Origin of the sequence: Paenibacillus lentus, from assembly GCF_042714055.1 — a bacterium.
In the GTDB taxonomy this organism is placed as follows: Bacteria; Bacillota; Bacilli; order Paenibacillales; family Paenibacillaceae; genus Fontibacillus; species Fontibacillus lentus_A.
The window spans coordinates 262079-283832 of record NZ_JBHGVC010000004.1 but is presented as its reverse complement, the minus strand read 5'-3'; the positions used below and the strand labels follow the sequence as shown (position 1 = coordinate 283832).

Sequence of the window (21754 nt, the reverse complement as noted above, 5' to 3'; positions counted from 1 at the left end):
GTTTAAGCCCCTCCCTTTCTGCCGGGAAGCGGTATTTTTTTGAAGAGGCCGAGAACGCTCTTGGCAATATCGCTGGAAGCTATAAAGAAAATGATAAACGCAATAACGATGCGGATGATTTCATAAGGAACATCGGAAGCCATTTGCATATTTTGCGCTCCGAAGGTAAGGGCTCCGAACAGGATCGCGCCTAATATAACGCCAATCGGCGTATTCGAACCAATTAATGCAACAGCAATACCGTCGTATCCTACGCCGGGAAACACGCTAGAGATGGTCATATAACCGTAAACGCCAAGGCCTTCCGAGGCTCCACCTAAACCTGCAAGAGCACCGCTGACAAACATCGCCTTTATAATATTGCTCTTAACGTTCATGCCTGCGTACTTGGCAGCCGATGGGTTAGAGCCTACCGCACGCAGTTCAAAGCCTTGCTTCGTTCTCCACAGCAAAAAGTACATCAGGAACGCGAACAGCAGCGCAATGATGATGCCTAAGTGAATACGGGCTCCTTGAAACAAATCACTCAGCCAGCCAAAAGAAATCGACGCCGTCGGCTGAATATCAAGACTTCTTTCCGACTCCGCCTTCATATAGGTACGAATCAAATAATTCGTCAATATAAAAGCAATCCAGTTCATCATAATCGTCGTAATAACCTCATGAACTCCACGCTTAGCCTTCAAATAGCCTGGAATCGCTCCCCATAAACCAGCGGCAATGGCTGCAGCGAGAAGAGCGAGCGGGATATGGAGAAAAAACGGAAGCTTGAAGAAAATACCGACAGCTACCGCGGCTAGCTGCCCAACAAGAAATTGCCCTTCAGCACCGATATTGAACAACCCTGTACGAAACGCAAATGCAACCGCCAGCCCTGTAAAAATCAAAGGTGTTACTTGTCTGATCGTCTCTCCCATCAAATACGGACTGCTGAATATTCCATCAAAGAAGGAAGCGTATGCGCTGATCGGATTATAGCCAGCCAGCAACATAGCTACCGCACCTACTAGCATAGCTAATAGGATCGAGACAAAAGGAACACCTACGTTGTTCTTCTTCATGTTAAGATTCATCTGCGGTCTCCTTCCCCTTGATACGGCCCGACATCAAAAGTCCCAGCTCCTGTTCGGTTGTCTCCTTAGGATCCACAATACCTACAATTCTTCCTTCATAGATGACTGCAATCCGATCGGACAAACTCAATATTTCCTCCAGTTCGAAGGACACTAACAAAACAGCCTTTCCCTGATCACGCTCATGGAGTATTTGACGATGGATAAATTCGATTGCCCCAACATCAAGCCCGCGCGTTGGTTGGGCCGCGATCAGCAGCTGAGGATTGCCTTCGATTTCTCGTGCAATGACCGCCTTCTGCTGATTGCCGCCGGATAAGGCTCGAATCTTGGCGGATTCACTTGGCGTACGAATATCGAACTTGTCGATCAGCTTTCGAGCATGGGACTTAATCGATTTCTCAATTAATAATCCCCGCTTGTTAAATTTCTCTTTGAAATAGCTATTCAGCACTAGATTTTCAGAGAGCGTCATATCCATAACAATGGCCGTACGGTGACGATCTTCTGGAATATGAGCGACTCCCATCTCGTTAATCTGCCTGGTATGAAGTCCTGTAATATGATCTCCGGCCAGGACGATTTCGCCGGATTGAACTTGCCTTAATCCTGTGATGACCTCAACTAACTCCGATTGGCCATTGCCATCAACTCCAGCAATCCCGACGATCTCACCGCCGTATACTTCAAGGTCAATCCCGTGGAGTGCCTCCAATCCACGATTGTCCCGTGCTCGAACATCACGAAGACTTAAAACGAGTCCTTCCCGTTCCTTCTCTTCCTTGTCTAGCTGCAGTGTTACTTTTCGACCTACCATTTTCTCCGCCAACTCTGCTTCATCCGTGTCTTTGACCCTCAAGGAGTCGCATACTTTCCCCCGGCGGATCACGGTTACGGCATCTGCGATGGCTAGTATTTCTTTGAGCTTATGTGTAATAAGAATGACCGTCTTGCCTTCATCCGTCAGATTTTTCATAATGCTCGCTAGCTCCTGAATTTCCTGCGGGGTTAGAACGGCTGTCGGCTCATCAAATATTAGAATATCAGCGCCTCGATACAAGGTTTTCAGAATTTCCACGCGCTGCTGCATACCGATCGAGATATCCCTGACCTGACTGTTAAGGTTGATCTTAAGTCCGTATTGATTCGATAGAGTCTCGATTTCTTTCGAAGCCTTGTGATAATCTATCGAAGTTCCCTTGCGAGGCTCAGCTCCAAGAATGATATTCTCAAGAACTGTAAATTTATCAACGAGCATAAAGTGCTGATGAACCATCCCGATCCCTAGCTGAATAGCCATCTGCGGATCTGATACCTTTACAGGTTTTTCATGAATCCGTATTTCTCCCTGATCAGCTTGATACAATCCGAACAGGATGTTCATCAATGTAGATTTACCGGCTCCGTTCTCACCTAATAACGCATGAATCTCACCCTTCACCACTTGAAAAGAAATATCGTCGTTGGCCTTCATGCCGTAGAACGTTTTGGTGATGTTCTTCATCTCTACTGCAAGAGTCATACCTGCCACCTCCTATGGGTCACTTTGACCACCTGTCCGAAGGAAGGGCATTGCTGCTCTTCCCTCGGACGCTATACGCCGTTCAGATCATGGAAACTGTTTGGAAAATTCATCATGCGTACGAGGAACGACAATTTTGCCATCAATAATTTCCTGACGGAATTGAGTGACTTTCTCCAGGATCTCAGCGGAAACATTGACCGAAGAGGTATCTGCAATCGACACGCCGCCCTCATTCAATCCGTACTGAACCTCCTTGCCTCCCTGGAATCTACCTTCCAAGAAATCCTTGGAGATCTGTATGACTGCGTTATCTACACGCTTGATCATGGAGGTCAGCGTTACTTCTTCGCCAAATCGCAGGGATTGATCCATATCCACCCCGATCACCCACACTTCTTTACCTGCCTTTTTACGCTCAATTGCTTCGTTAAACAAACCGTCTCCAGTCCCGCCTGAAGCGTGAAAAATAATATCGGCACCCTGGTCATACATAGTGGCTGCATTTTGCTTGCCTAAATCCGGAGCCCCGAACGATCCTACGTAAGCGGTTGCAATTTCTGCGTCAGGATTAGATAGCTTTACTCCTGCTTTAAAACCGATTTCAAAACGGTTGATGGTGGCGCTGTCCATGCCGCCAATAAATCCGACTTTGTTCGTCTTGGTCGTCAGTCCCGCAATGACACCCACTAGGAAACTGCCTTGCTCTTCTCTGAAGGTTACAGCTACTACATTGGCGGGGATATCTCCGCCCAGGTTAGAATCGATAATTGCAAACTTCGAGTCAGGATTTGCCCCAGATACTTTCTTAATCGCCTCCTCTAGCGGAAAGCCGATACCGTAGGTTAAATCCCATCCCTGCTTTACAAAATTATTCACATTTGTCTCATAATCGGCGTTAGACTTACTCTCCAAATACTTGACCTTGACGTTTTTCTCTGTCTCGCCAAGCTTCTGCAATCCGCTCCATGCCCCCTGATTAAAGGAGTTATCATTGACACCGCTTGCATCAGTAACCATACCAATTTGCTTAGAGCCTTTAGGATCAGCACCACTATCCCCTGAGCTGCTTCCTTTGGCATTGCCGTTGTTCCCTCCTGCTCCGCAAGCCGACAGAACCAATACACTAATAAGGAGTACCGACAATAACGCATGAAATCTGAAAACAATCTTTTTCATATCCATTTTCCCCCTCAATCTTCTTCATGCCTATTCAGGTAAATGCGGCATCGAGCCGTTCTGCGTTACTACCTTCGATGAAACTTCAATCGCTCTCTGAGCCGATTTTCGAATATCTTGAGTCCTGTAATATTTCGCTAGAAAACTGCCAATAAAAGAATCTCCAGCTCCCGTCACATCAATGGCTTTGACATGCGGCGGCTTCAGATGAATGATGTTTTGTCCCTCCAGAAACAAGCAGCCCCCCTCACCCATTTTCAAAATAGGATGCGGCACAAGTTCAGCAAGCTTCATTAGAATACGTGTTGGTTCAATCGCTCCAGTCAGATACATCCCCTCTTCAAGATTCGGAAACAAGAAAGTGATGCCGTCCAGAAAATCAAACAGAACCTCTTTATGATCTCTTAAGTTATAGGTTGAACTCGGATCCAGCGCGACTGGAATCCCTTGGCTCAGGGCAATTCCTTTGGCGTGGGTAATCGCTTGTCTTGGCTTGTCCGCAAACAAACTGTAGCCGGATAAATAGAGCAGCTTGCTTTGCTCTACATTAACAATATCTTCACTGCCCAGCTCCAAATTAGCGCCACGGTCAACGATCATGGAACGTTCGCCTGTATCGTTATCGATCATGACAATGATTTTTCCGGTAGGATGGAGAGGATCTGCTTTCACCTCGCAGCGAATCCCGTATTTCCTGGCATGAGCCAGGAGATGGAACCCAAAAGGATCATCTCCCACTCTGCCAATCAATTGGCATTCCACACCTTCGTGCGCAATCCAAGCGGCAACATTATTGCCTTGCCCTCCACAGTGCAGCCGAATGGATGCATCGGTATCCGTACCGTAATTCATCACGTCCCGATGGACGATAATATCCGATACTAGGTCACCGATTACCGTAATCATGACCGATGGTAGGCAACCGCAATTTGCGCCGCCGTCAAAGCGTTATTTTTCATCAATTTGATGTTCGACTGCAAGCTTTGTCCGCCTGTACTCTCTTTGATTCGAGTAAGAAGGAACGGGGTAACTTCCTTGCCGTTAATGCCAAGCCCTCCTGCATCTTCAAGCGCCTTCGCAATGGTGGATTCCACTAGCTGAGGATTAAGCTCGGCTTCAACAGGAATCGGAACAGTCACGGAAACAGAACCTTTTAATTGGAGTTCCTCTTTTACTTTAAGCAGCTTGACGAGCTCTTCCTTCTCAATCTTCTCTACAGGCAGTCCAGAATCCCGAACATAGAAGCCAGGATAGCGATCTGTCCCAAAGCCGTATACAGCTACACCAAAAGTCTCCATATATTCCACCGACTTAGGGATATCGAGAATCGACTTTACACCGGAGCTAACAATACAAATATTCAAATCTGCCAACGTTGGCAAGTCTGCCGAAATGTCATATGTTTCATTCACGCCACGGTGAACCCCACCCAATCCGCCTGTCGCAAAGAAACGAATGCCTGCTAATTCAGCAGCATAAGCGGTTGTAGCTACTGTGGTTGCGCCAACCATGCCGAGTGCAAGTACTTTTGGAATATCGCGAATACTTGCTTTGAACACGTTTTTATCCGTACCTAATCGTTCGATTTCTTCCTTTGACAGACCTACACATATTTTGCCATCCATAATCGCAATTGTTGCAGGAACTGCTCCCTCTTCGCGAATCAACTGCTCTACCTCTAATGCCATCTTCACGTTGTCAGGGTACGGCATGCCGTGAGAAATGATCGTAGATTCCAGGGCGACAATCGGTTTGCCTTCTGCCAGCGCAGTTTTGACTTCTTCATTGAGTTTCAGAAATTCCATTTCGGTGTTCCTCCTTGGGTGTGGTTTTATATTCAGTGATGGTTACATCACTTCATATCGCGTTTTGTCTATCGATGGCAATTTGTTTTATAAAAATAGGCCTTAGCCTATTTTTTGTTCTACCAATGATGCTCTGTGGATAAGCGTCGGAGCTACGAGGGTCCTTTTCGCTGCCGGGTCTTCGGAATGAATTTGCTCTATGAGCATATTGAGAGCAAGCTCTGCTATGTCTCGCTTAGGCTGGCCAATGGTACTGAGCGCTGGAAACATGTATTCTCCGGTTCGAATATCATCTACCCCAAGCACCCCGATATCCACTCCTACTCTATATCCACTCTCATATATTGCCCGGTATACGCCTAGGGCACGCTCATCCCCAGATACGAAAATGGCCTTGGTGCCTTCTGACTGAATTTGTCTCAAGCTTTGCTGATAAACAGACTCTAAATCCGATAAACCAAAAATATGCTTGCTCTTGATTCCTTGCTCCAAACAATATTGTTGAAAGCCCGAGGCTCGATCCTGATTAATCGGGGAGCCTTCGCTTCCAAGAAGAAGAACGAAATCCTGATAACCGTAGGAATGAATCGTCTTGGCACCGACATATCCCACATATTGATTGTCTACATCAACATACGAGGTGTCATACCTGCTGACATCCTTGCCAATAACAACAAATGGAACAGAGATATCCTTCAAATAAGTTATTCTCTTATCCCCAATATTGGGATCAAACATGATGGCGCCGTCGCACATCCCATTCTTAACGAGGTAGAACCCATCGTTCTCATCCTCTTCAAAGCTATCGGGTGACGATGGTGAAATCACCATTCGGTATCCCTGCTTCTTCATCACACGGTGAAGCTCATGGAGGAATTCGTTATGAAAGGTTCCCCAGTACATTCCCCGTCTTCGGTCAATGAATACTACAATTTGATTGGTCTTCATCTCTTTCAGGCTTCTAGCCAGCAGGTTGACCTTAAAGCCAAGCTCTTCAATGACCGCTTGCACTTTAGCTCGGGTTTTGTCCTTCACATTCGGATCGTTATTAATAACTCGAGAAACGGTACGAATAGACATTCCGCTTTTTTGCGCCACATCCTTAATCGTTACTCGGCTCATCTGAACACTCCTATAATTCTTTGCCATCGTTGGCATTTCTATTTGACTTTAGAATACTTCCAACTGACTTCTCTGTCAAGCACTTTAATTTTTATATAAAAGGAGCTATTCTGAAAGCTCAGGCAATAAGATTACTGCTGCACTTGCAGTCAAATGCATTTTTTAGCACAATAAGTTCAATCCAATCCATTGAACTGTACTTACAATTCATTCGTACATTAAGGAGGTACTAATGAAAATTAGAGTATCTGCAGTACAATATCATCTTCATACGATCCGCTCGTTCGAGGAATTTGCCGAGCAATGCCGGCATTATGTTAGAACGGCAGCCGAATATGATGCCGAATTCATTTTGTTTCCTGAATTTTTCACGACGCAATTGATGTCGATCGGGGACGAGCAGGGCCATGCGCTGACCATTAACGATCTTCCCGACTTTACGAACCGATATTTAGAGCTCTTCACGGCCCTGGCGAAAGAGAGCGGCACCCATATTATCGGGGGAACCCATGTTGTACGCAAAGCCGGCAAGCTGTATAATTCGGCTCATTTGTTCTATCCGGACGGCAGGATCGCCGAGCAGCCCAAGCTCCACATCACCCCAACAGAAGTGAAGGAATGGAATATGAGCGCGGGCGATGGGCTCCAAGTGTTCGAGACGGACAAAGGGACGATCGCCATGCTAACTTGCTATGATATCGAGTTTCCGGAAATCGTGCGAATGGCCAAAGCCAAAGGTGCGGACGTAATATTCTGCCCATCCTGCACCGACGACCGTCACGGCTTCCATCGCGTTCGCTATACGAGCCATGCCCGAACGATTGAGAACCAAATTTACGTCGTCCTGACGGGAACGGTCGGCTCACTGCCGACGGTGGACTTCATGCGGGCCAATTTCGGACAGGCCGCGATCATTACGCCGAACGACATTCCATTCCCTCCGCGCGGGCTGCTGGCAGAGGGCGAAATCAACCATGACATGATCGTTACCGCCGATCTTGATCTGGAGCTGCTCTACCAAGTCCGAGACAGCGGATCGGTAACAACCTGGCGAGATCGCCGCACCGATTTGTATACGGATTGGAAGTAGCTAACCGGTCATCCTGACGTATCAGCACCAACGATTGTTGGAATTAGCAGGATGATTCGTCATGGAACCTGTCCAACCTGTCTACCTGTCCATCTGCCTGTTAAGGAGGCTTGTTCATGTATCGTAAGGAGCTATATGTGTTTGACGGGAGCCTCCCTGTTCCCGCGGTCATTCGAAATTATGAACAGCGTGACTTCCCCGGTCTGATCGCTATCCAGCAGGAGAGCTTCCCTCCCCCCTTTCCGCCAGAGCTTTGGTGGAATACAGAGCAGCTCGGCAATCACATCAGGCTGTTCCCGGAAGGAGCATTATGTATCGAAGTCGATGGGCAGATCGCCGGCTCGATGACAGGACTGCTTGTCGGGGACGAAGCCGTTCGTCCAGGGCATGCCCATACATGGGAAGAGGTGACGGACGGCGGATATATCTGCAACCATAATCCCCATGGCGACACGCTATACGTTGCCGACATTAGTGTCCGCCCGACTTACCGGAAGCTGGGGCTTGGGAAATGGCTCATGCTGTCAATGTACGACGTCGTTGTCCAGCTCGGACTTCGGCGGCTGCTTGGCGGAGGCCGGATGCCCGGGTATCATCTGCATTCAGAGCAAATGACGGCTGGGGAATACCTCGAAGCCGTGGTCGCTGGCAAGCTGAAGGATCCCATCGTCACATTCATGCTTCGCTGCGGACGTACGCCGGTCGGCGTTGCGGCCAATTATTTAGAAGACGAAGAGTCCTGCCATTACGGGGCGTTAATGGAGTGGCGCAATCCTTTTTACAAGTAAAATAAGAATCGATTAGGAGGCCTTTTGCATGGAATATCATCGCATTACGAATATTGAAGATCCCCTCTTCCGCAGCATGCACGAGCTGATGCAGGAAGTATTCCCGCCGGAGGAGGTGCTAGAGTTCGATTTATGGAAAGAGCCCCTGGAGGATCCGGGCATTCGCGTCTTTGTCGCGGTGCATGAAGGCAAAGTAGTTGGCGCTACAGAATATCGTTACTATGATGATTTTAACGTCGCCATGACGGATTTTACGATTATCGGACGTTCCGGGCTCGGAATCGGTCGCTTTCTTGCCAAGAACCGGGGCAAAGACTTAGAGGCGCTGGCTGCCGCAAACGGCGTGAAGCTGCATGGCATGTTCGCGGAAATCTACGATCCTTACCGGGTAGAAGAGCATGAATTTGGCGGAGTGAAGCCGATGGATCCCTTCGTACGCCGGGAAGTTTTATCGCATCTCGGATATAAACGGCTCGATTTTGAATACGTGCATCCTTCCTGGAACAATGACGGAGAAGCCGTCACAGGGCTGGATTTGTGCTTCCTGCCGACCGATGACGAGCAGGTACAGCTGTCAGCCGAGCTGATCGTTAGCTTCCTGAAGCGCTACTATGCTGTGCTGCCTAACCGGCCGCAATCCTGGTATGACATGGTGGAGCGTCTTGAAGGCCAGACCGAGGTAGCATTGCTGCCTTTGTAACCTAGCCAATATCGCTTGGCGGCGACATGCTTTATTTACTTTAAATAGCTTAAGACCCGTTCCCAGTATCATTCAGATACGAAAGGTCGGGTCTTTTATCTTTTTGGGTAATCGGAAAATAGTGTGGAAAAGTCAGCACCATAGTTGATATTGGTTCTATTTAATATTTGACAAATAGCTAGCTGCTACTTTGTTCAGAAAATAAGTGTAGCCTACTTGCCATTGCTCGAGCACATTTCTATGAAAATCGTCAACGATGAAAAACTCTGTTTGATTCAGAAAGTCTTGCGGTGTTGATGGATGATCTTTTTTTTCTAAAAAGGATAAATGTTCTTTTACACGATCCAAAACTTTTGAATCATTCGGAGAGAAACCCTCTTGTAAAAACCGAATCATATCTTCATTAAATGACTGTGCTTCCATGGCAGAGTCGTTCATTGATTCTACATCAATTGTTTCATTCGACAAGTCCAAATCATATTCTTTTTTCAAATGTTCATTTTGGTCTTTTAAGGCTTCTTGCCATTCTTCTTCAGTTTCAAAACCTTTAAACATTGTTTCCATATCTATATCAACTCCTTCTTTAGTATTTTTAATAGACGAATTGATCGTCTTGACTAGTCCTTTAAATCGATCGATTTTTTGTTCTAGTAAATATTTTTGCTGGATCAAACGTATTTTCCCTGTTGATTTCGCCATTTAATAATTGTTTAATTTCCTTAAGAGGAAAGTCCAATTCTTTGTAAAAAAGTATTTGCTGTAATCGTTCTAAATCTTTTTTTTCATATAAGCGATAGCCGGCCTCTGTCGTTTGCTCCGGAATCAAAAGACCTATTTTGTGATAATGGTGTAATGTCTTTACTGTTGTATGAGCTAGTTTTGCGACTTCATGAACGGTATACAATTTTCCTCCTCCTTTCAATTGCTCTTTATACTAAAGTATCCTCTAAGGTAAGAGTCAACCATCAAATATACTTTGTATAAAAAGTTGAGTTGAAATGAATTTTATACACAACCCTCATTAATACTGATCTCGCCCAAGTGAAAAACGCCCAAGTGAAAACTTGGACGTGGTTCTTTTCGTATTTGTAAATTAATAAAATTACACACAATTATCCGAATACGCCGCCGTGTTTTACTTCGCTACATATCCGCCATCAATCGGCAGCTCGATGCCGGTGATGTAAGAAGATTCATCCGAAGCCAGGAACAATACACCAGCCGCAATATCTTCAGCCTTGCCCAGGCGCGGAAGCGGCGTCATCGACAGGAACCAGTTTCTCATTTTCTCATCAGCCATCATGTCGACAGTCATCGGCGTTTCAATAAAGCCCGGATGGACAGAATTCGCACGAATATTATGCTTCGCAAAGTCAACGGCCGTTGCCTTGGTGAGCATGCGAACGGCTCCTTTACTTGCTGTGTAAGGCCCGGTGCCGCTTCCGCCCGTCAGCCCCGCGATGGAGGAAATATTGATGATTGAGCCGCCGCCATTGTTGATCATGTGCGGGATCACATGCTTTTGCCCAAGAAATACGCCGGTTACGTTAATCGACATCGTCTTCTCCCACTGCTCGAGCGTCAGCTCCAAAAAAGGCGTCGAATTGGAGACCCCGGCATTATTGACAAGAATATCGATCTTACCGAACTTCGCTATCGTCCCCTCTACAACGCGAGTCCAATCCTCCTCAGAAGCTACGTTATGGGCAAAGCCAATGGCCTCCCCGCCCAACTGTTCAATTTCCCGGACGACCTCCTGAATCTTATCCTCCTGAATATCGGAAATGGCCACTTTAGCTCCTTCCTTGGCAAAAAGAAGCGCGTCAGCCTTCCCCATCCCTCCAGCTGCACCTGTAATAATAGCTACTTTGTTCTCTAATCTGCCCATAGTGCATCCTCCTTGTCATTTAACTTTATAATCTTTTACCGACTGGCAGCAGGCTCACCATCTTCTCGTAGGCATTTAACAATGCATCGATCTCTTGCTCTGTCAGGTTGTCCCACAAAGGCTTAGTTAGCTCCTCATACTTTTCGAGCATCCTAGCTTTAACCTCTCGCCCCTGCTCTGTAAGCTGCAGATACACACTTCGCCGATCAGTTTCCGGCGTGATTCGCTCAATGTACCCTTTATCAACTAATTTCTTAGTCAGGTTGGTGACCGCCGGCAGCGTGACATCCAATTCCTCTGCCAGCTCGGAGCAGTTTTTCAGCTCGCTATCATTCAAAATCTGGATGATCAAATACTGAGGTGCCGTCAAATCATGTTCAAGCATCTTGGCATATCCGACTACAAAGCGGTTCATATACTCTGAAATCTGGACTGACAAGCGTTCCTGCTTATTCAGCGTCATCACCTCTATTTGCGACCTTTTCAAATTTAATTAAAGGATATTAATAGTTTAGACCATTTAATTATCATATTTTTATCTTAAATCTAAGGAGATGAAGAGTCAACTGCCCCTTAAATACCCCTTTGTCGATTTTGTGTCTAACTGCCCCATCCTATTCATCGCCAGAAAAAAGAGCATCCCTGAGACATAAACTCCCAGAGATGCTTCATGAATTACAACATGATTACTGTGCGATCATTCCACTCCGCAGGCAACAGCCTCGCATAATGCGGTTGCAGATATCGGTCATCTACCAGCACGAGCAAACCGGTATCCTGCTCAGAACGAATGAGCCGTCCCCCGGCCTGCAGTACCTTATTCATGCCCGGAAATACATAGGCATAGTCAAAACCATTTCTCCCCGTGTGATCAAAATAGTCCCGAATGATATTTCGCTCCAGGCCGATTTGGGGCAGGCCTACGCCGACAATGACTACCCCCGTCAAACGGCTCCCAACTAAGTCAATGCCCTCCGAGAATATACCGCCCATGACGGCAAATCCCACTAACGTCGTTTCTTTGTCGCCTTCCTCAAAGGCAGCTAAATAATTCTCCCGTTCCGCCTCTGTCATTTCCCCATGCTGCAAAATCGTTTCTACCTGCGGATTGCTGGTCATAAAGCGATCATAAATCATATTCATATAGGCATAGGAGGGGAAGAAGAATAAATAATTTCCGGACCTTCCCTCTGCTAATTGCTGCAAATATTCCGCCAGCGGCTCCATCGACACCTCGCGATCGCGATAGCGCGTGGAAAGGGGCAGCAGTACAACCTCCAATTGCTCGCTGGAGAATGGGGATGGAATGGACACCGTGTAATCGTCTCGATCTGCCCCCAGCATATCTCTGTAAAAACCGATCGGCGACAGCGTTGCCGAAAAATAGATATGCGACCGATATCCCTTGCCCATTTCCCGCAGCAGATGAGAGGGATCCAGACAAAATAGCCTGACCCGAACCTCCTGGCTGGAAATGTCCGCATACGTCACGAAGCGCTCATCGTAAAGCTTCCCGATTTTTACGAAATTAACCGCTTCAAAATACGCTTCGAGCAGCAGCGATTCTGTCGCCGGAGCTGCACGGCTCGCACCCGCTGCCAACTCACGCTCGGCCTGCTGGACAAAATCCTCAATAAGCTCCAGCAGCTCAACCGGAGCTTCACGCTCGATCATGTGCTTCTCCTTTGTCTGCTTGCGCAGCCGGATAAAATAGGCATTCACCGCCTTGGCTGCTTCGAACACGCCCTTATTCACGGTTTTATACTCCCGCTGCAAAGCGAGGAATACCGACTTGCTCAGCGCGCTAGAGAACATTTCGCGGGAACGATCTACTAAATTATGCGCTTCATCAATAAGCAGCGCAGTCTGGCGCTTCTGCTCGGCGAACTGCCGCTTTAACGATACCCGCGGGTCAAAAATATAATTATAATCGCAAATCACCGCATCGGCAGCGTAGGCCGCATCCAGCGAAAATTCAAACGGACAGACGCGGTGCTTGCGTGCATAAGCCTCTACGACCTCGCGATCCATAAGCGTCTCGTGCCCGAGCATGTCCAGTATGGCTTCATTTACCCGATCATAGTAACCGTCCGCATAAACGCATTCTTCTTTGCGGCAGTTGATCTGCTCCTGGAAGCAGATCTTCTCCTTCGCCGTTATGGTCAGCGCATGAAGGTGCAGGCCCTGGGATTGCATCCGGGCAAAAGCTTCCTCTGCCGTCGTACGCGTTATCGTCTTGGCTGTAAGATAGAACATTCGCTTCAGCAGTCCCGTACCCATCGCTTTGACGGTCGGAAAAATCGTGGACATCGTCTTGCCTATTCCCGTCGGCGCCTGGGCAAACAGCTTCACCCCTTCAGCAATACTGGTATACACCGAACCCGCCAGCTTGCGCTGCCCTTTCCGGTATGCTGGAAAAGGAAACGCCAGGCTCGCGATGCTCGCATCCCGCTTCGTCCGGTGGCGGTGCAGCATTTCCACATACGGGGCGTATTTCTGAACAACGTCAGTCACGAATGCTTCCAATTGCTCCCGCGCCATCGTCTGAACGAACCGTTTATGCTCCTCCGTATCGACCTGCACATACGTCAGCTGGATGTTTAGTTCGGGGACGTCATGTGTCTTGGCATACATACAGGCATAGCATTTAGCCTGAGCCCAATGAACAGGGAAGGTATCCGAATCGATTCCCTCCAGCTCCATCGCCGTGGATTTGATCTCATCGATTGTGATCGTTCCATCCTCATCGACTAATAGACCGTCACAACGCCCATCTATAACGAACACGAACTCGCCATAGGGAACTTCCATGGACAGATAGACTTCCTTCTGATCCTGTTCGCCGTACTGCTTCTGTATCTTCTGATGCGCTTTCGTGCCTTCCGTCAACGTAGAGACGCTCCGGAAGCCCCCTTCCAGACTTCCGCCCCGGAATACATACTCTACAAGATGGCGGACGGCTACTTCTACCCGATGATTCACGAGTTCACCTGCCGATCATTTAAAGAACGTTTGTTCTCTATAGTATACCATGCGCAATAAGGGTTAGTCCCCATTTTCCCCTACGAACACAAAAAACAGGCAGGTGAACACCTGCCTGTGGCATGATTCCGTTAAACGGCTTATTTATTATTTCACTTTATCCACGCGTATATTATAGTTATATGCATCGATCAGAAGAGACACCTGGGAGAAATAGCTGCTCATTATCATGTTATCCCTATTGATGCTCGTATCACGGGTCTCCAAAATTGTTAAAATATCCGTCGCCGTCCCGATCACCTCTTGCAGGGCAGCGTCCAGCTCCGGAAGCGTTGTCCAGGATTCCTGCTTTCTTCGCTTATCCTCCTTCGCATACTTCATGAACTGCTTTGAGTCATCGACCAGCCTGTCGAACAACCCCCTGTATTCCTCTACATTATAATCCAGAATATTCTCATCATAGATCTCGGCTTCATAAAATGCCTTCTCAATATCCTGAGCGCGCATAACCACACTTAGAGCATAGTACCGGATTAAAAAATCCTGCTCCTTCAGCGTCTCCAGATCCTTCAGCTTTTGCTGTGCCGCAATCTCGTCGAAATCATTATAAAATTGATCGGCCAAAGGCTCGTATGTATTATATTGGGCAATGAATTGACTGTGCAGTTCCTTACCTCTATGGAATTGATCCTCCTTGAAGGTTTGGGCACTATAATAATCAGAGATTTCCTCCATCGTATCCAGTAAATCGAGCATGGCGGGTCCTAGTTGAATGAGCGCTTCATCTGCAGCACCGTATGACGGTTCGCCGGCGGCGCGATCCACTGCCGTATTTACCGTTCTTACCAATCCATCCAGTCCAGGAACGGAGGTAAAACTGTCGAAGTCTTCACCGATATAAATTTCTTCACCCATACCAAATTCGTCAGTATAGCTCTCAATGGCTCTATCGAACATTCCGCCCGTCATTATATTATTTAAGTTAATATAGGCGCTGTATTTGGCTGCGGCATGCTCCTCCTCTACGCTTGCTCCGTTAACATTGGAGCTTCCCTTAAGCTCATCAACCAAGCTGCAGGAGGTTAGCAGGATACAAAACAGTAAACTGGATAATACGAGATGTACGCGTCTCCTCATTTTATTGTAGGCCCCCATTCTATTTACCCATCTGCTTTATTTATCGGCTAAACTTTGGGGATTTTTTACTAACATATCCATTCCTGAACAGGAACAACTCCATTTTATTTCGGTAAAAACAACGGATTAATGCTCTCCCCGCTATTCCTCCCAAAAAAGGTCATTCAACGTCTTGGACAAGGTTTTGCAGATGGCCACGCATAAACTCAAACTAGGATTATATTTTCCCAGCTCGATTAATCCGATTGTTTGTCTGGATACGCCGACAAGCTGGGCCAACTGCTCCTGGGACAAATCCTTTTCGACTCTAGCCAGCTTCATTCTAATATTTTTCATTCGAGCTCATCCTTGTTCACATACGTGCTGGCTTTATTGGCTGCCATATGAAGGCCGAAGGTCAACAACAGGAATACTGGGGCATAAATCATCAAGGAGACTGTAAACACAAGAATGAAGTACCATAGGGATTGCGTTGTCCCATCGGCATATAGGCTTGCGCTGCGGAGGCCGAAAAACAAGGCCAGCCCTAACCCCAAGGCACTGCCTGCTACAATGTTCTTGGTACTCATCTTAAATTTACTGCTGCGATCATGAACCTCAACCGCATCCGAATACACCCCCAGGGAAACGGAGCGAATCAAATAATACAGACTAGAGGCCAGCATAATGACTACCTCTGTAATTACCGAGGTATCCGTCCCCAATGCAACAAATTTAACAATAACCGATAACAAACAGATCAACATCACCAGCGTATATATTTCTTTATAAATTTTGTTCTGTGTATTAACGATTCTCTCATCCATCTGCTTACGCTTGCTCGAAAGCCACGGAAACCATTTCATTCTAGACACCCTCTCCATGTAATAGATACTTCACTTATGCATCAAATTTACTATAAACATGTCTTTATGTCAAATATATATTGCATTATAAATAATATAAATGACAACAGAACTTGACTCACCACAATTAAAAAACGCCCTCCCTCGCCGCCTAAGCTGCGAAAGAGGACGTTCCCTCCCTGAGTTTCCTCAAGGCTTATCCCTGATCGGTCATGTATCAAAACGGGAAAAATAATGGCAGCACCGCCACCATCACTAAGCCGATTAATATCTGCAGCGGGAGGCCGACTTTAATATAATGGCTGAATTTGTAGCGTCCTGCCGACATGACGAGAGCGTTCGGCGGTGTGGAGAACGGGGATGCGAAGCACATGCTCGCCCCGATCGATACCGCAAACAAATAAGGATACGGACTCGCTCCAAGCTGAATCGCCGCGGTCAAAGCAATCGGCGCAAACAGCACCGCGCAAGCCGTATTGCTAATGAACATCGTGAGCAGGGACGTCGTAAAATAAACGCCGGCCAGCAGCGCAATCGGGCCATAGCCTCCAAGCGTGTTGACCAGACCCTCGGACAGCAGAGTAGCGGCTCCGGTCTTCTCAATGGCAATCGACATCGGAATCATTCCGCCAATCAGCACGATACTTTCCCAATTAATGCTTTTATAAGCTTCTTCCATATTACGAACACAGCCAAAAACGACCATTAATACGGCGGCAATCATCACCGCTGCCACCGCGGGCACCAGCTCCGTTATGAGTAAAATAACCATGAGCAGCATAATCCCTGCAGCGATCGGCGCCTTGATATCCATCGTTACCTTGCGCGCTTCTTCGATCGGCTGCCCTACCACAACGACATTTGCCTGATCCGCCGCCAGCAGCGCGATGTCCTTCCACGTGCCTTGAACAAGCAGAGCATCGCCGAATTTCATTCGTTCTTCTTTCAAATTATGCAGCAGATAATGCTCCTTCCGCTGAATGCCGAGAATATTTACCCGATACTTTTCCCGGAATCCCGAATCCTTGACCAATCTGCCGATCAGGGTGGAATTCGGCGTCAGCATCACTTCGGCGATACCGACCTCGCTGGTCGCATACTGTTCCGCTTGCTCCGGCTGCGGCCCGCTTCTTTCCGGGACGTGCTGGTCAAGCAAGGTTAGCCCATAATGCTGGGCAAATTGCTCTGCCCGCTCAAATGTGCCATTCACATACAAAATGTCATCCTCATGTATGACCGTGTCCGGGCCGGCAATTTCCTGGTTAATCGTCTTAAAAAACTGGTTCTTCGCTGATATTTTACGGCGGATTTCTATGACATTGACCTCGAATCTAGCGGAAATGTCCAGCTCCAGCAGCGTTTTGGAGTGAATTGCCGAGTCTTTCCCCACCTGAACACGGAATAGATTCTGCGTTAATTGGTACTGCTTGGCGAGCTCCTTCAGCGAGCGGCCCTTCTTCTTGCGCTTGCCCTCCTCCCTTTGATGATCAGGCAGGAAACGACGCAGAAAAAGGAGGCCGATAACGCCTGTCAGCAAACAGACGATGCCGATGGGCGCAAAGGAAAAGAAGGACAGCCCCTTGTACCCGGCTTGCAGGAGCGTCTCCTGAATAACAAGGTTAGGCGGTGTACCGATTAGCGTAAGCATACCGCCTAAGCTACTGGCAAAGGCGAGCGGCATAAGCAGCTTCCCCGGATGGGTTCCCGCGCTCATCGCCAAGCTCACTACGATCGGCATCATAACGGCAACCGTACCCGTATTGCTGACGAAGGCCCCGATGACCGAGGTAACCAGCATGACCATAATCAGCAGCCGGGTCTCGCTCGTACCGGCCAGGCGCAGCAGCATCCGGCTGGCCATCTTGGCCAAGCCGGTCTGAAATATGCCTCCGCCCACAACGAACAGTCCGATCATCATGATGACAACCGAATTGGAGAAGCCGGATAACGCCTCAGCAGGGGTCAGTATGTTGAGCAGCATCAAAATGATTAACGAACCGATCGCGACAAGATCGGAGCGGATTTTCCCCGAAACAAATAATATCGACGCTGCAAGCAGAACGATAAGAGTGATGATCATAGGGCTATTCACGGTTGTTCCTCCTGTGTAATTCTTAGTTTTATAGTTATGTAAGAACCCTGCTACACTAGCAATATCATAACATTGCGCAAGGCTTCGGAACAGATTTATTGGGCTTGAAATAGACTTTCCGACAAATAGCCTGAATGGACTGCACATCATTTCTGACAGCACAAAAAAATCCCCTTCCGCTGTTCACGAAGCAGAAGGGGAATAGCTTCTTTCAAATCGTGTCTTTATTTCGCACTCTCTCTGACGGCTCTAGTCAGCGTAACCGGCTAAGCCTTTATCCATCAAATAATCCATCTCCAGCTCCAGAATCGTCTCGACGGTCAGCTCGTCCAGCTTCACGTCCGGACGGCTCACCACATAGTCAACGAGTTCATCGCCGTCGATATCGACCTCGCCCTTGGCTCCCTTATGGGCATTGTTAATAAACGCATTCTCATGCTTCAGCACAAGCCGGATCGCCTCCGGCTTGGCCTTGGATCGCTCGGCTATGTATTGAACCAGCTCTTGCTCATTGATTTGTTCGCTCATAGATAGTCAGCTCCTCTTTCACGTTAGGTTATGCGCATCAGCATAAAATCTCATACAGTTTCTAGCTTGCCCTGATGTCTGTCATTGTACCACAGGATAAGGCGGGATTACCCTCCAATTATCATTGCAGCTCGCTTCAATCGTCCCGTGCTCCCGAATATATTCCGCGACCAGCTCAGCCATATCGGCCCCGATTTCGCGCACTACGGGCTTGCCTTTGAACATCTCATAATCTCCCCCGCCCCCGGCCCGGTAGCTATTCATGACAACCTCTGCCTCCATCTCGTCCTCCATGGCCGATCCGTCCAAATATGTCAGCTTCACGACCCGCTGCCCGAGCGGCCTGGAGATATCAAGCTCATACCGAATGCCCTCCCACATATCATAATTGTAATGCTGAGCCTTGGGGGCGATGTAAGCCGGATTGATCGCAAGCCTCCCGTCGGAGCCGACGACGAAGTACGCGGCGGTCTGCTCCAAGGCCGCCCGGATATCCCTCCCCTGAAGACGAAGCACGGTCAGGGTATTGGGGTACATGAAATTGCCCAGCACATCCCGCATGGTGATCGTCGGGCCAAAGCCTTGGGATTCATCACTCAATAGGGCGGCGCAGGATATCGGGGCTCCAGCAACCTCCATTTGCACCTTATTTACGAACTCCATGAACGGATGATCCGCCGTTCGGCAAAGGAACGGACTAGTTATGCGCAAATCTCCCTTCACCTGTCCAATAGGCTGATCCAGCCAGCTCTGCGTCTTAGCCTCCAGGCCGGAGAGCATTGCTAGAATCGTTTCATCCGCACTCACCGATTCATCGACCATCAACAGTTCGGCGGACTTATGCCGAATTTTCCATTGATCCCCTCGCTTCTCCCAATCCACCAATATTCTACCCAAGGCCTGTCCATGGCAGCCAGGCTGGATGACGGTTACCCCGTCCAGCTGAGTCGCCAGCAATCGATGCTGATGCCCGGTAATTAGAACATCAATCCCTTCGATTTCCCGGCAGATCGCATAACCCTGGTTCTCGCCGGTTAGCTTCTCGGTAGCCTCGCCGCTGGCAAGATCGCGCTCGAACCCGCCATGGTAAGAGACAATAAGCAGATCGGGACGCTCTTGCTCGCGGATATGAGATACCCATGCCCTCGTCGTCTCAAGCGCATCTCGAAACTCCAGTCCCTGAAGATGGAGCGGATTCTCCCAATTGGGGATATAATGCGTCGTAACTCCAAGAATCGCTATTTTGACGGGATCGGCGGAAGGACCTGCTTTTTTGACGATATAAGGTCTGCCAAAGGCAGGCTCCCCCGTCAGCCGGTCAATCATTCCCGCCGATAACCAAGGGAAATTAGACTCCTCTATCACACTTCGCAGTATGTCTTGCCCATAGTTGAACTCGTGATTCCCCGGAACGGCAGCATCATAGGCCAGCAGATTCAATACAGCGACCGCAGGGTGGGATTCGCCGCTGCAGTGCTTGACGCAGTACGAGGTCAGCGGAGACCCCTGTATCAAATCACCATTGTCCAGCAGGAGCAAATCGGGTGCGTGCTGCCGTTCCCGCCGAATTAGCGATGCTATTTTCGCCAGGCCGAGGTTCTTGTCCTCTGCGGTTCTGTAATCCGTCGGGTAGATATGCCCGTGAATATCGCTTGTGACGAGTATTTCGCAGACAGCTGTTTGGTTTTTCTTCATCCCCGTCTCCTAACCCCTTCCATATCAAATCCAATCGTCCTTTCTCCTTTAGTCTATCAAGCGAAATCACGTTTTATATTAAATGGGCCGTTTTAAAAATCACAATTTTTTACATAATGCTATATTTCCGCTGACGAGCCGTTAATAAACCTCTCCTATAGTTAAATGAGCAATCCAAAATAGATTTATGGAGGTCATACCGTTTGAGAAAAATAACCCGATTCCTTCTGCCTTTGTTCTTATCCGCCGTCTTCCTTAGCGGCTGCGGTACCAATGCTGCGGTCAGCAACACCGGGAAAGACGCTGCGGCGAACCAATCCGCCAATCAACAGGAGAACCAGCCTGCGAATACACCGGAAGCTACCGGGTATGTACCGGAAACGTTAACCGTTCAATTCGTTCCATCTCAAAATGCGGACACCCTCGAAGCTAAAGCCAAGCCTCTGGAAAAGCTGTTGACAGACCGTCTCGGCATTCCCGTCAAAGTCAGCGTATCGACCGACTACAACACGATTATTGAAGCGATGGCTTCCAAAAAAGTAGATGTCGGCTTCCTTCCGCCGACCGCTTATGTCTTGGCCAAAGAGAAGGGCGCTGCCGAGGTCATTCTGCAAGCTCAACGCTACGGGGTGCAGGATGATACAGGTGCTCCTACCGAAGAGCTCGTCGATTTCTACAAAGCGATGATTATCGTCAAGAAGGACTCCGCTATTCAATCCGTAAGCGATTTGAAGGGGAAACGCATCGCTTATCAGAATGTGACATCCTCCGCAGGATTCGTATGGCCTGCCGGCAAGCTGATGGAAGCTGGACTCGACCCCCTCAAGGACGTTCAAGCCATTACGGTCAAAGGACATGACCAAGGCGTGCTCGCCGTATTGAACGGCGATGTGGATGCCGCGGCGATTTTCCAGGATGCGCGAAATATCGTGAAGGGCGACTATCCGACGGTATTCGAGGATACGCAAGTCCTGACCTTCACCGAACCGATCCCGAACGACACGATTACTGTTCGCACGGACATGAACGCAGAGTGGAGCGAGAAGATCGCCAGCGCCTTCATCGATATCGGCCAGGATGAAGCTGGACGCGCGATCATTCAAGAAATCTACTCCCACGAGGGCTACGTGAAATCCCAAGACAGCACCTTCGATATCGTGCGTGAATATGGGGAGAAAGTGAAAACGGAGTAGCTGAACTTGGGAATGGCTGTCTCTGGACAACCTTACGCGAATTGAGCCAAGCCAGTTGGAGTGCTGCCGCACTGTGACTGGCTGAGCTTGTTCTTAGAGGTGTTATACCGAAATG

Annotated in this window: 21 protein-coding genes; 4 read left to right on the top strand and 17 right to left on the bottom strand. The window is 48.3% G+C overall.

Features of this window, described 5'->3' with window-relative positions:
- Nucleotides 1-2 precede the first annotated feature (2 nt).
- From ACE3MQ_RS11215 to ACE3MQ_RS11190, 6 genes are all read right to left on the bottom strand, one after another.
- Entirely contained in the window at nucleotides 3-1073 is a 1071-nt protein-coding gene (locus tag ACE3MQ_RS11215; protein ID WP_379392697.1) for an ABC transporter permease, read from the bottom strand.
- On the bottom strand, nucleotides 1063-2595 hold the full coding sequence (locus tag ACE3MQ_RS11210; protein ID WP_379392696.1) for an ABC transporter ATP-binding protein: 1533 nt from the start codon (nucleotides 2593-2595) through the stop codon (nucleotides 1063-1065). The genes ACE3MQ_RS11215 and ACE3MQ_RS11210 overlap by 11 nt, the downstream gene beginning before the upstream one ends.
- Nucleotides 2596-2682: 87 nt before the next feature.
- The gene (locus tag ACE3MQ_RS11205) at nucleotides 2683-3774 is read right to left on the bottom strand and encodes a BMP family lipoprotein (protein ID WP_379392695.1); all 1092 of its coding nucleotides are present in this window, start codon (nucleotides 3772-3774) and stop codon (nucleotides 2683-2685) included.
- A 30-nt stretch (nucleotides 3775-3804) separates the two neighbouring features.
- Entirely contained in the window at nucleotides 3805-4680 is an 876-nt protein-coding gene (locus ACE3MQ_RS11200) for a carbohydrate kinase family protein (RefSeq protein ID WP_379392694.1), read from the bottom strand.
- A complete protein-coding gene (locus tag ACE3MQ_RS11195; protein WP_379392693.1) occupies nucleotides 4677-5579 on the bottom strand; it encodes a pseudouridine-5'-phosphate glycosidase in 903 nt (300 codons plus the stop codon). Before ACE3MQ_RS11195 ends, ACE3MQ_RS11200 begins: the two co-directional genes overlap by 4 nt.
- 102 nt (nucleotides 5580-5681) lie before the next feature.
- Nucleotides 5682-6701: a LacI family DNA-binding transcriptional regulator gene (locus ACE3MQ_RS11190; protein WP_379392692.1), complete on the bottom strand. Its 1020-nt coding sequence runs from the start codon at nucleotides 6699-6701 to the stop codon at nucleotides 5682-5684.
- A gap of 232 nt (nucleotides 6702-6933) precedes the next feature.
- On the opposite strand from ACE3MQ_RS11190, the gene ACE3MQ_RS11185 reads away from it, so the two are divergent.
- The 3 genes from ACE3MQ_RS11185 (at nucleotide 6934) to ACE3MQ_RS11175 (ending at nucleotide 9279) form a co-directional block, all read left to right on the top strand.
- A complete protein-coding gene (locus ACE3MQ_RS11185; protein ID WP_379392691.1) occupies nucleotides 6934-7791 on the top strand; it encodes a carbon-nitrogen hydrolase family protein in 858 nt (285 codons plus the stop codon).
- 116 nt (nucleotides 7792-7907) lie between these two features.
- Nucleotides 7908-8579, top strand: coding sequence for a GNAT family N-acetyltransferase (locus ACE3MQ_RS11180; RefSeq protein ID WP_379392690.1), 672 nt, complete (start codon nucleotides 7908-7910; stop codon nucleotides 8577-8579).
- 28 nt (nucleotides 8580-8607) lie between these two features.
- Complete coding sequence (locus ACE3MQ_RS11175; protein ID WP_379392689.1) at nucleotides 8608-9279, top strand: GNAT family N-acetyltransferase; 672 nt, start codon at nucleotides 8608-8610, stop codon at nucleotides 9277-9279.
- Nucleotides 9280-9435: 156 nt separating this feature from the next.
- Here the strand turns inward: ACE3MQ_RS11175 and ACE3MQ_RS11170 are convergent, their stop codons facing one another.
- The 11 genes from ACE3MQ_RS11170 to ACE3MQ_RS11120 form a co-directional block, all read right to left on the bottom strand.
- The gene (locus ACE3MQ_RS11170) at nucleotides 9436-9843 is read right to left on the bottom strand and encodes a hypothetical protein (protein ID WP_379392688.1); all 408 of its coding nucleotides are present in this window, start codon (nucleotides 9841-9843) and stop codon (nucleotides 9436-9438) included.
- 61 nt (nucleotides 9844-9904) lie between these two features.
- The gene (locus ACE3MQ_RS11165; RefSeq protein ID WP_379392687.1) at nucleotides 9905-10183 is read right to left on the bottom strand and encodes a MerR family transcriptional regulator; all 279 of its coding nucleotides are present in this window, start codon (nucleotides 10181-10183) and stop codon (nucleotides 9905-9907) included.
- 231 nt (nucleotides 10184-10414) lie between these two features.
- Nucleotides 10415-11167, bottom strand: coding sequence for an SDR family NAD(P)-dependent oxidoreductase (locus ACE3MQ_RS11160; RefSeq protein ID WP_379392686.1), 753 nt, complete (start codon nucleotides 11165-11167; stop codon nucleotides 10415-10417).
- Between the two features lie 25 nt (nucleotides 11168-11192).
- A complete protein-coding gene (locus tag ACE3MQ_RS11155; protein ID WP_379393080.1) occupies nucleotides 11193-11630 on the bottom strand; it encodes a MarR family transcriptional regulator in 438 nt (145 codons plus the stop codon).
- 212 nt (nucleotides 11631-11842) lie between these two features.
- Entirely contained in the window at nucleotides 11843-14149 is a 2307-nt protein-coding gene (locus ACE3MQ_RS11150; RefSeq protein WP_379392685.1) for an ATP-dependent DNA helicase, read from the bottom strand.
- A 147-nt stretch (nucleotides 14150-14296) separates the two neighbouring features.
- A complete protein-coding gene (locus ACE3MQ_RS11145; RefSeq protein WP_379392684.1) occupies nucleotides 14297-15286 on the bottom strand; it encodes a DUF3829 domain-containing protein in 990 nt (329 codons plus the stop codon).
- Nucleotides 15287-15427: 141 nt separating this feature from the next.
- Nucleotides 15428-15622 carry a helix-turn-helix transcriptional regulator gene (locus ACE3MQ_RS11140; protein ID WP_379392683.1) on the bottom strand — a complete coding sequence of 65 codons (195 nt, stop codon included), beginning with the start codon at nucleotides 15620-15622 and terminating at the stop codon, nucleotides 15428-15430.
- Nucleotides 15619-16131, bottom strand: coding sequence for a DUF6773 family protein (locus ACE3MQ_RS11135; protein ID WP_379392682.1), 513 nt, complete (start codon nucleotides 16129-16131; stop codon nucleotides 15619-15621). The genes ACE3MQ_RS11140 and ACE3MQ_RS11135 overlap by 4 nt, the downstream gene beginning before the upstream one ends.
- Before the next feature lie 217 nt (nucleotides 16132-16348).
- Complete coding sequence (locus ACE3MQ_RS11130) at nucleotides 16349-18223, bottom strand: SLC13 family permease (RefSeq protein ID WP_379392681.1); 1875 nt, start codon at nucleotides 18221-18223, stop codon at nucleotides 16349-16351.
- Between the two features lie 249 nt (nucleotides 18224-18472).
- Nucleotides 18473-18751, bottom strand: a complete 279-nt coding sequence (locus ACE3MQ_RS11125) for a hypothetical protein (RefSeq protein ID WP_379392680.1) — start codon at nucleotides 18749-18751, stop codon at nucleotides 18473-18475.
- 81 nt (nucleotides 18752-18832) lie between these two features.
- On the bottom strand, nucleotides 18833-20446 hold the full coding sequence (locus tag ACE3MQ_RS11120) for a bifunctional metallophosphatase/5'-nucleotidase (protein WP_379392679.1): 1614 nt from the start codon (nucleotides 20444-20446) through the stop codon (nucleotides 18833-18835).
- Nucleotides 20447-20649: 203 nt separating this feature from the next.
- Here ACE3MQ_RS11120 and ACE3MQ_RS11115 point away from each other — a divergent pair, with 203 nt between their 5' ends.
- A complete protein-coding gene (locus ACE3MQ_RS11115) occupies nucleotides 20650-21639 on the top strand; it encodes a phosphate/phosphite/phosphonate ABC transporter substrate-binding protein (protein ID WP_379392678.1) in 990 nt (329 codons plus the stop codon).
- The last annotated feature ends 115 nt before the right edge of the window (nucleotides 21640-21754 follow it).

Bases quoted from the DNA above. Each gene is read 5' to 3' on its own strand.
- ACE3MQ_RS11215 (WP_379392697.1), bottom strand. From the start codon at position 1,073: ATGAATCTTAACATGAAGAAGAACAACGTAGGTGTTCCTTTTGTCTCG.
- ACE3MQ_RS11210 (WP_379392696.1), bottom strand. From the start codon at position 2,595: ATGACTCTTGCAGTAGAGATGAAGAACATCACCAAAACGTTCTACGGC.
- ACE3MQ_RS11205 (WP_379392695.1), bottom strand. From the start codon at position 3,774: ATGAAAAAGATTGTTTTCAGATTTCATGCGTTATTGTCGGTACTCCTT.
- ACE3MQ_RS11200 (WP_379392694.1), bottom strand. From the start codon at position 4,680: ATGATTACGGTAATCGGTGACCTAGTATCGGATATTATCGTCCATCGG.
- ACE3MQ_RS11195 (WP_379392693.1), bottom strand. From the start codon at position 5,579: ATGGAATTTCTGAAACTCAATGAAGAAGTCAAAACTGCGCTGGCAGAA.
- ACE3MQ_RS11190 (WP_379392692.1), bottom strand. From the start codon at position 6,701: ATGAGCCGAGTAACGATTAAGGATGTGGCGCAAAAAAGCGGAATGTCT.
- ACE3MQ_RS11185 (WP_379392691.1), top strand. From the start codon at position 6,934: ATGAAAATTAGAGTATCTGCAGTACAATATCATCTTCATACGATCCGC.
- ACE3MQ_RS11180 (WP_379392690.1), top strand. From the start codon at position 7,908: ATGTATCGTAAGGAGCTATATGTGTTTGACGGGAGCCTCCCTGTTCCC.
- ACE3MQ_RS11175 (WP_379392689.1), top strand. From the start codon at position 8,608: ATGGAATATCATCGCATTACGAATATTGAAGATCCCCTCTTCCGCAGC.
- ACE3MQ_RS11170 (WP_379392688.1), bottom strand. From the start codon at position 9,843: ATGGAAACAATGTTTAAAGGTTTTGAAACTGAAGAAGAATGGCAAGAA.
- ACE3MQ_RS11160 (WP_379392686.1), bottom strand. From the start codon at position 11,167: ATGGGCAGATTAGAGAACAAAGTAGCTATTATTACAGGTGCAGCTGGA.
- ACE3MQ_RS11155 (WP_379393080.1), bottom strand. From the start codon at position 11,630: ATGACGCTGAATAAGCAGGAACGCTTGTCAGTCCAGATTTCAGAGTAT.
- ACE3MQ_RS11145 (WP_379392684.1), bottom strand. From the start codon at position 15,286: ATGAGGAGACGCGTACATCTCGTATTATCCAGTTTACTGTTTTGTATC.
- ACE3MQ_RS11140 (WP_379392683.1), bottom strand. From the start codon at position 15,622: ATGAAAAATATTAGAATGAAGCTGGCTAGAGTCGAAAAGGATTTGTCC.
- ACE3MQ_RS11135 (WP_379392682.1), bottom strand. From the start codon at position 16,131: ATGAAATGGTTTCCGTGGCTTTCGAGCAAGCGTAAGCAGATGGATGAG.
- ACE3MQ_RS11125 (WP_379392680.1), bottom strand. From the start codon at position 18,751: ATGAGCGAACAAATCAATGAGCAAGAGCTGGTTCAATACATAGCCGAG.
- ACE3MQ_RS11120 (WP_379392679.1), bottom strand. From the start codon at position 20,446: ATGAAGAAAAACCAAACAGCTGTCTGCGAAATACTCGTCACAAGCGAT.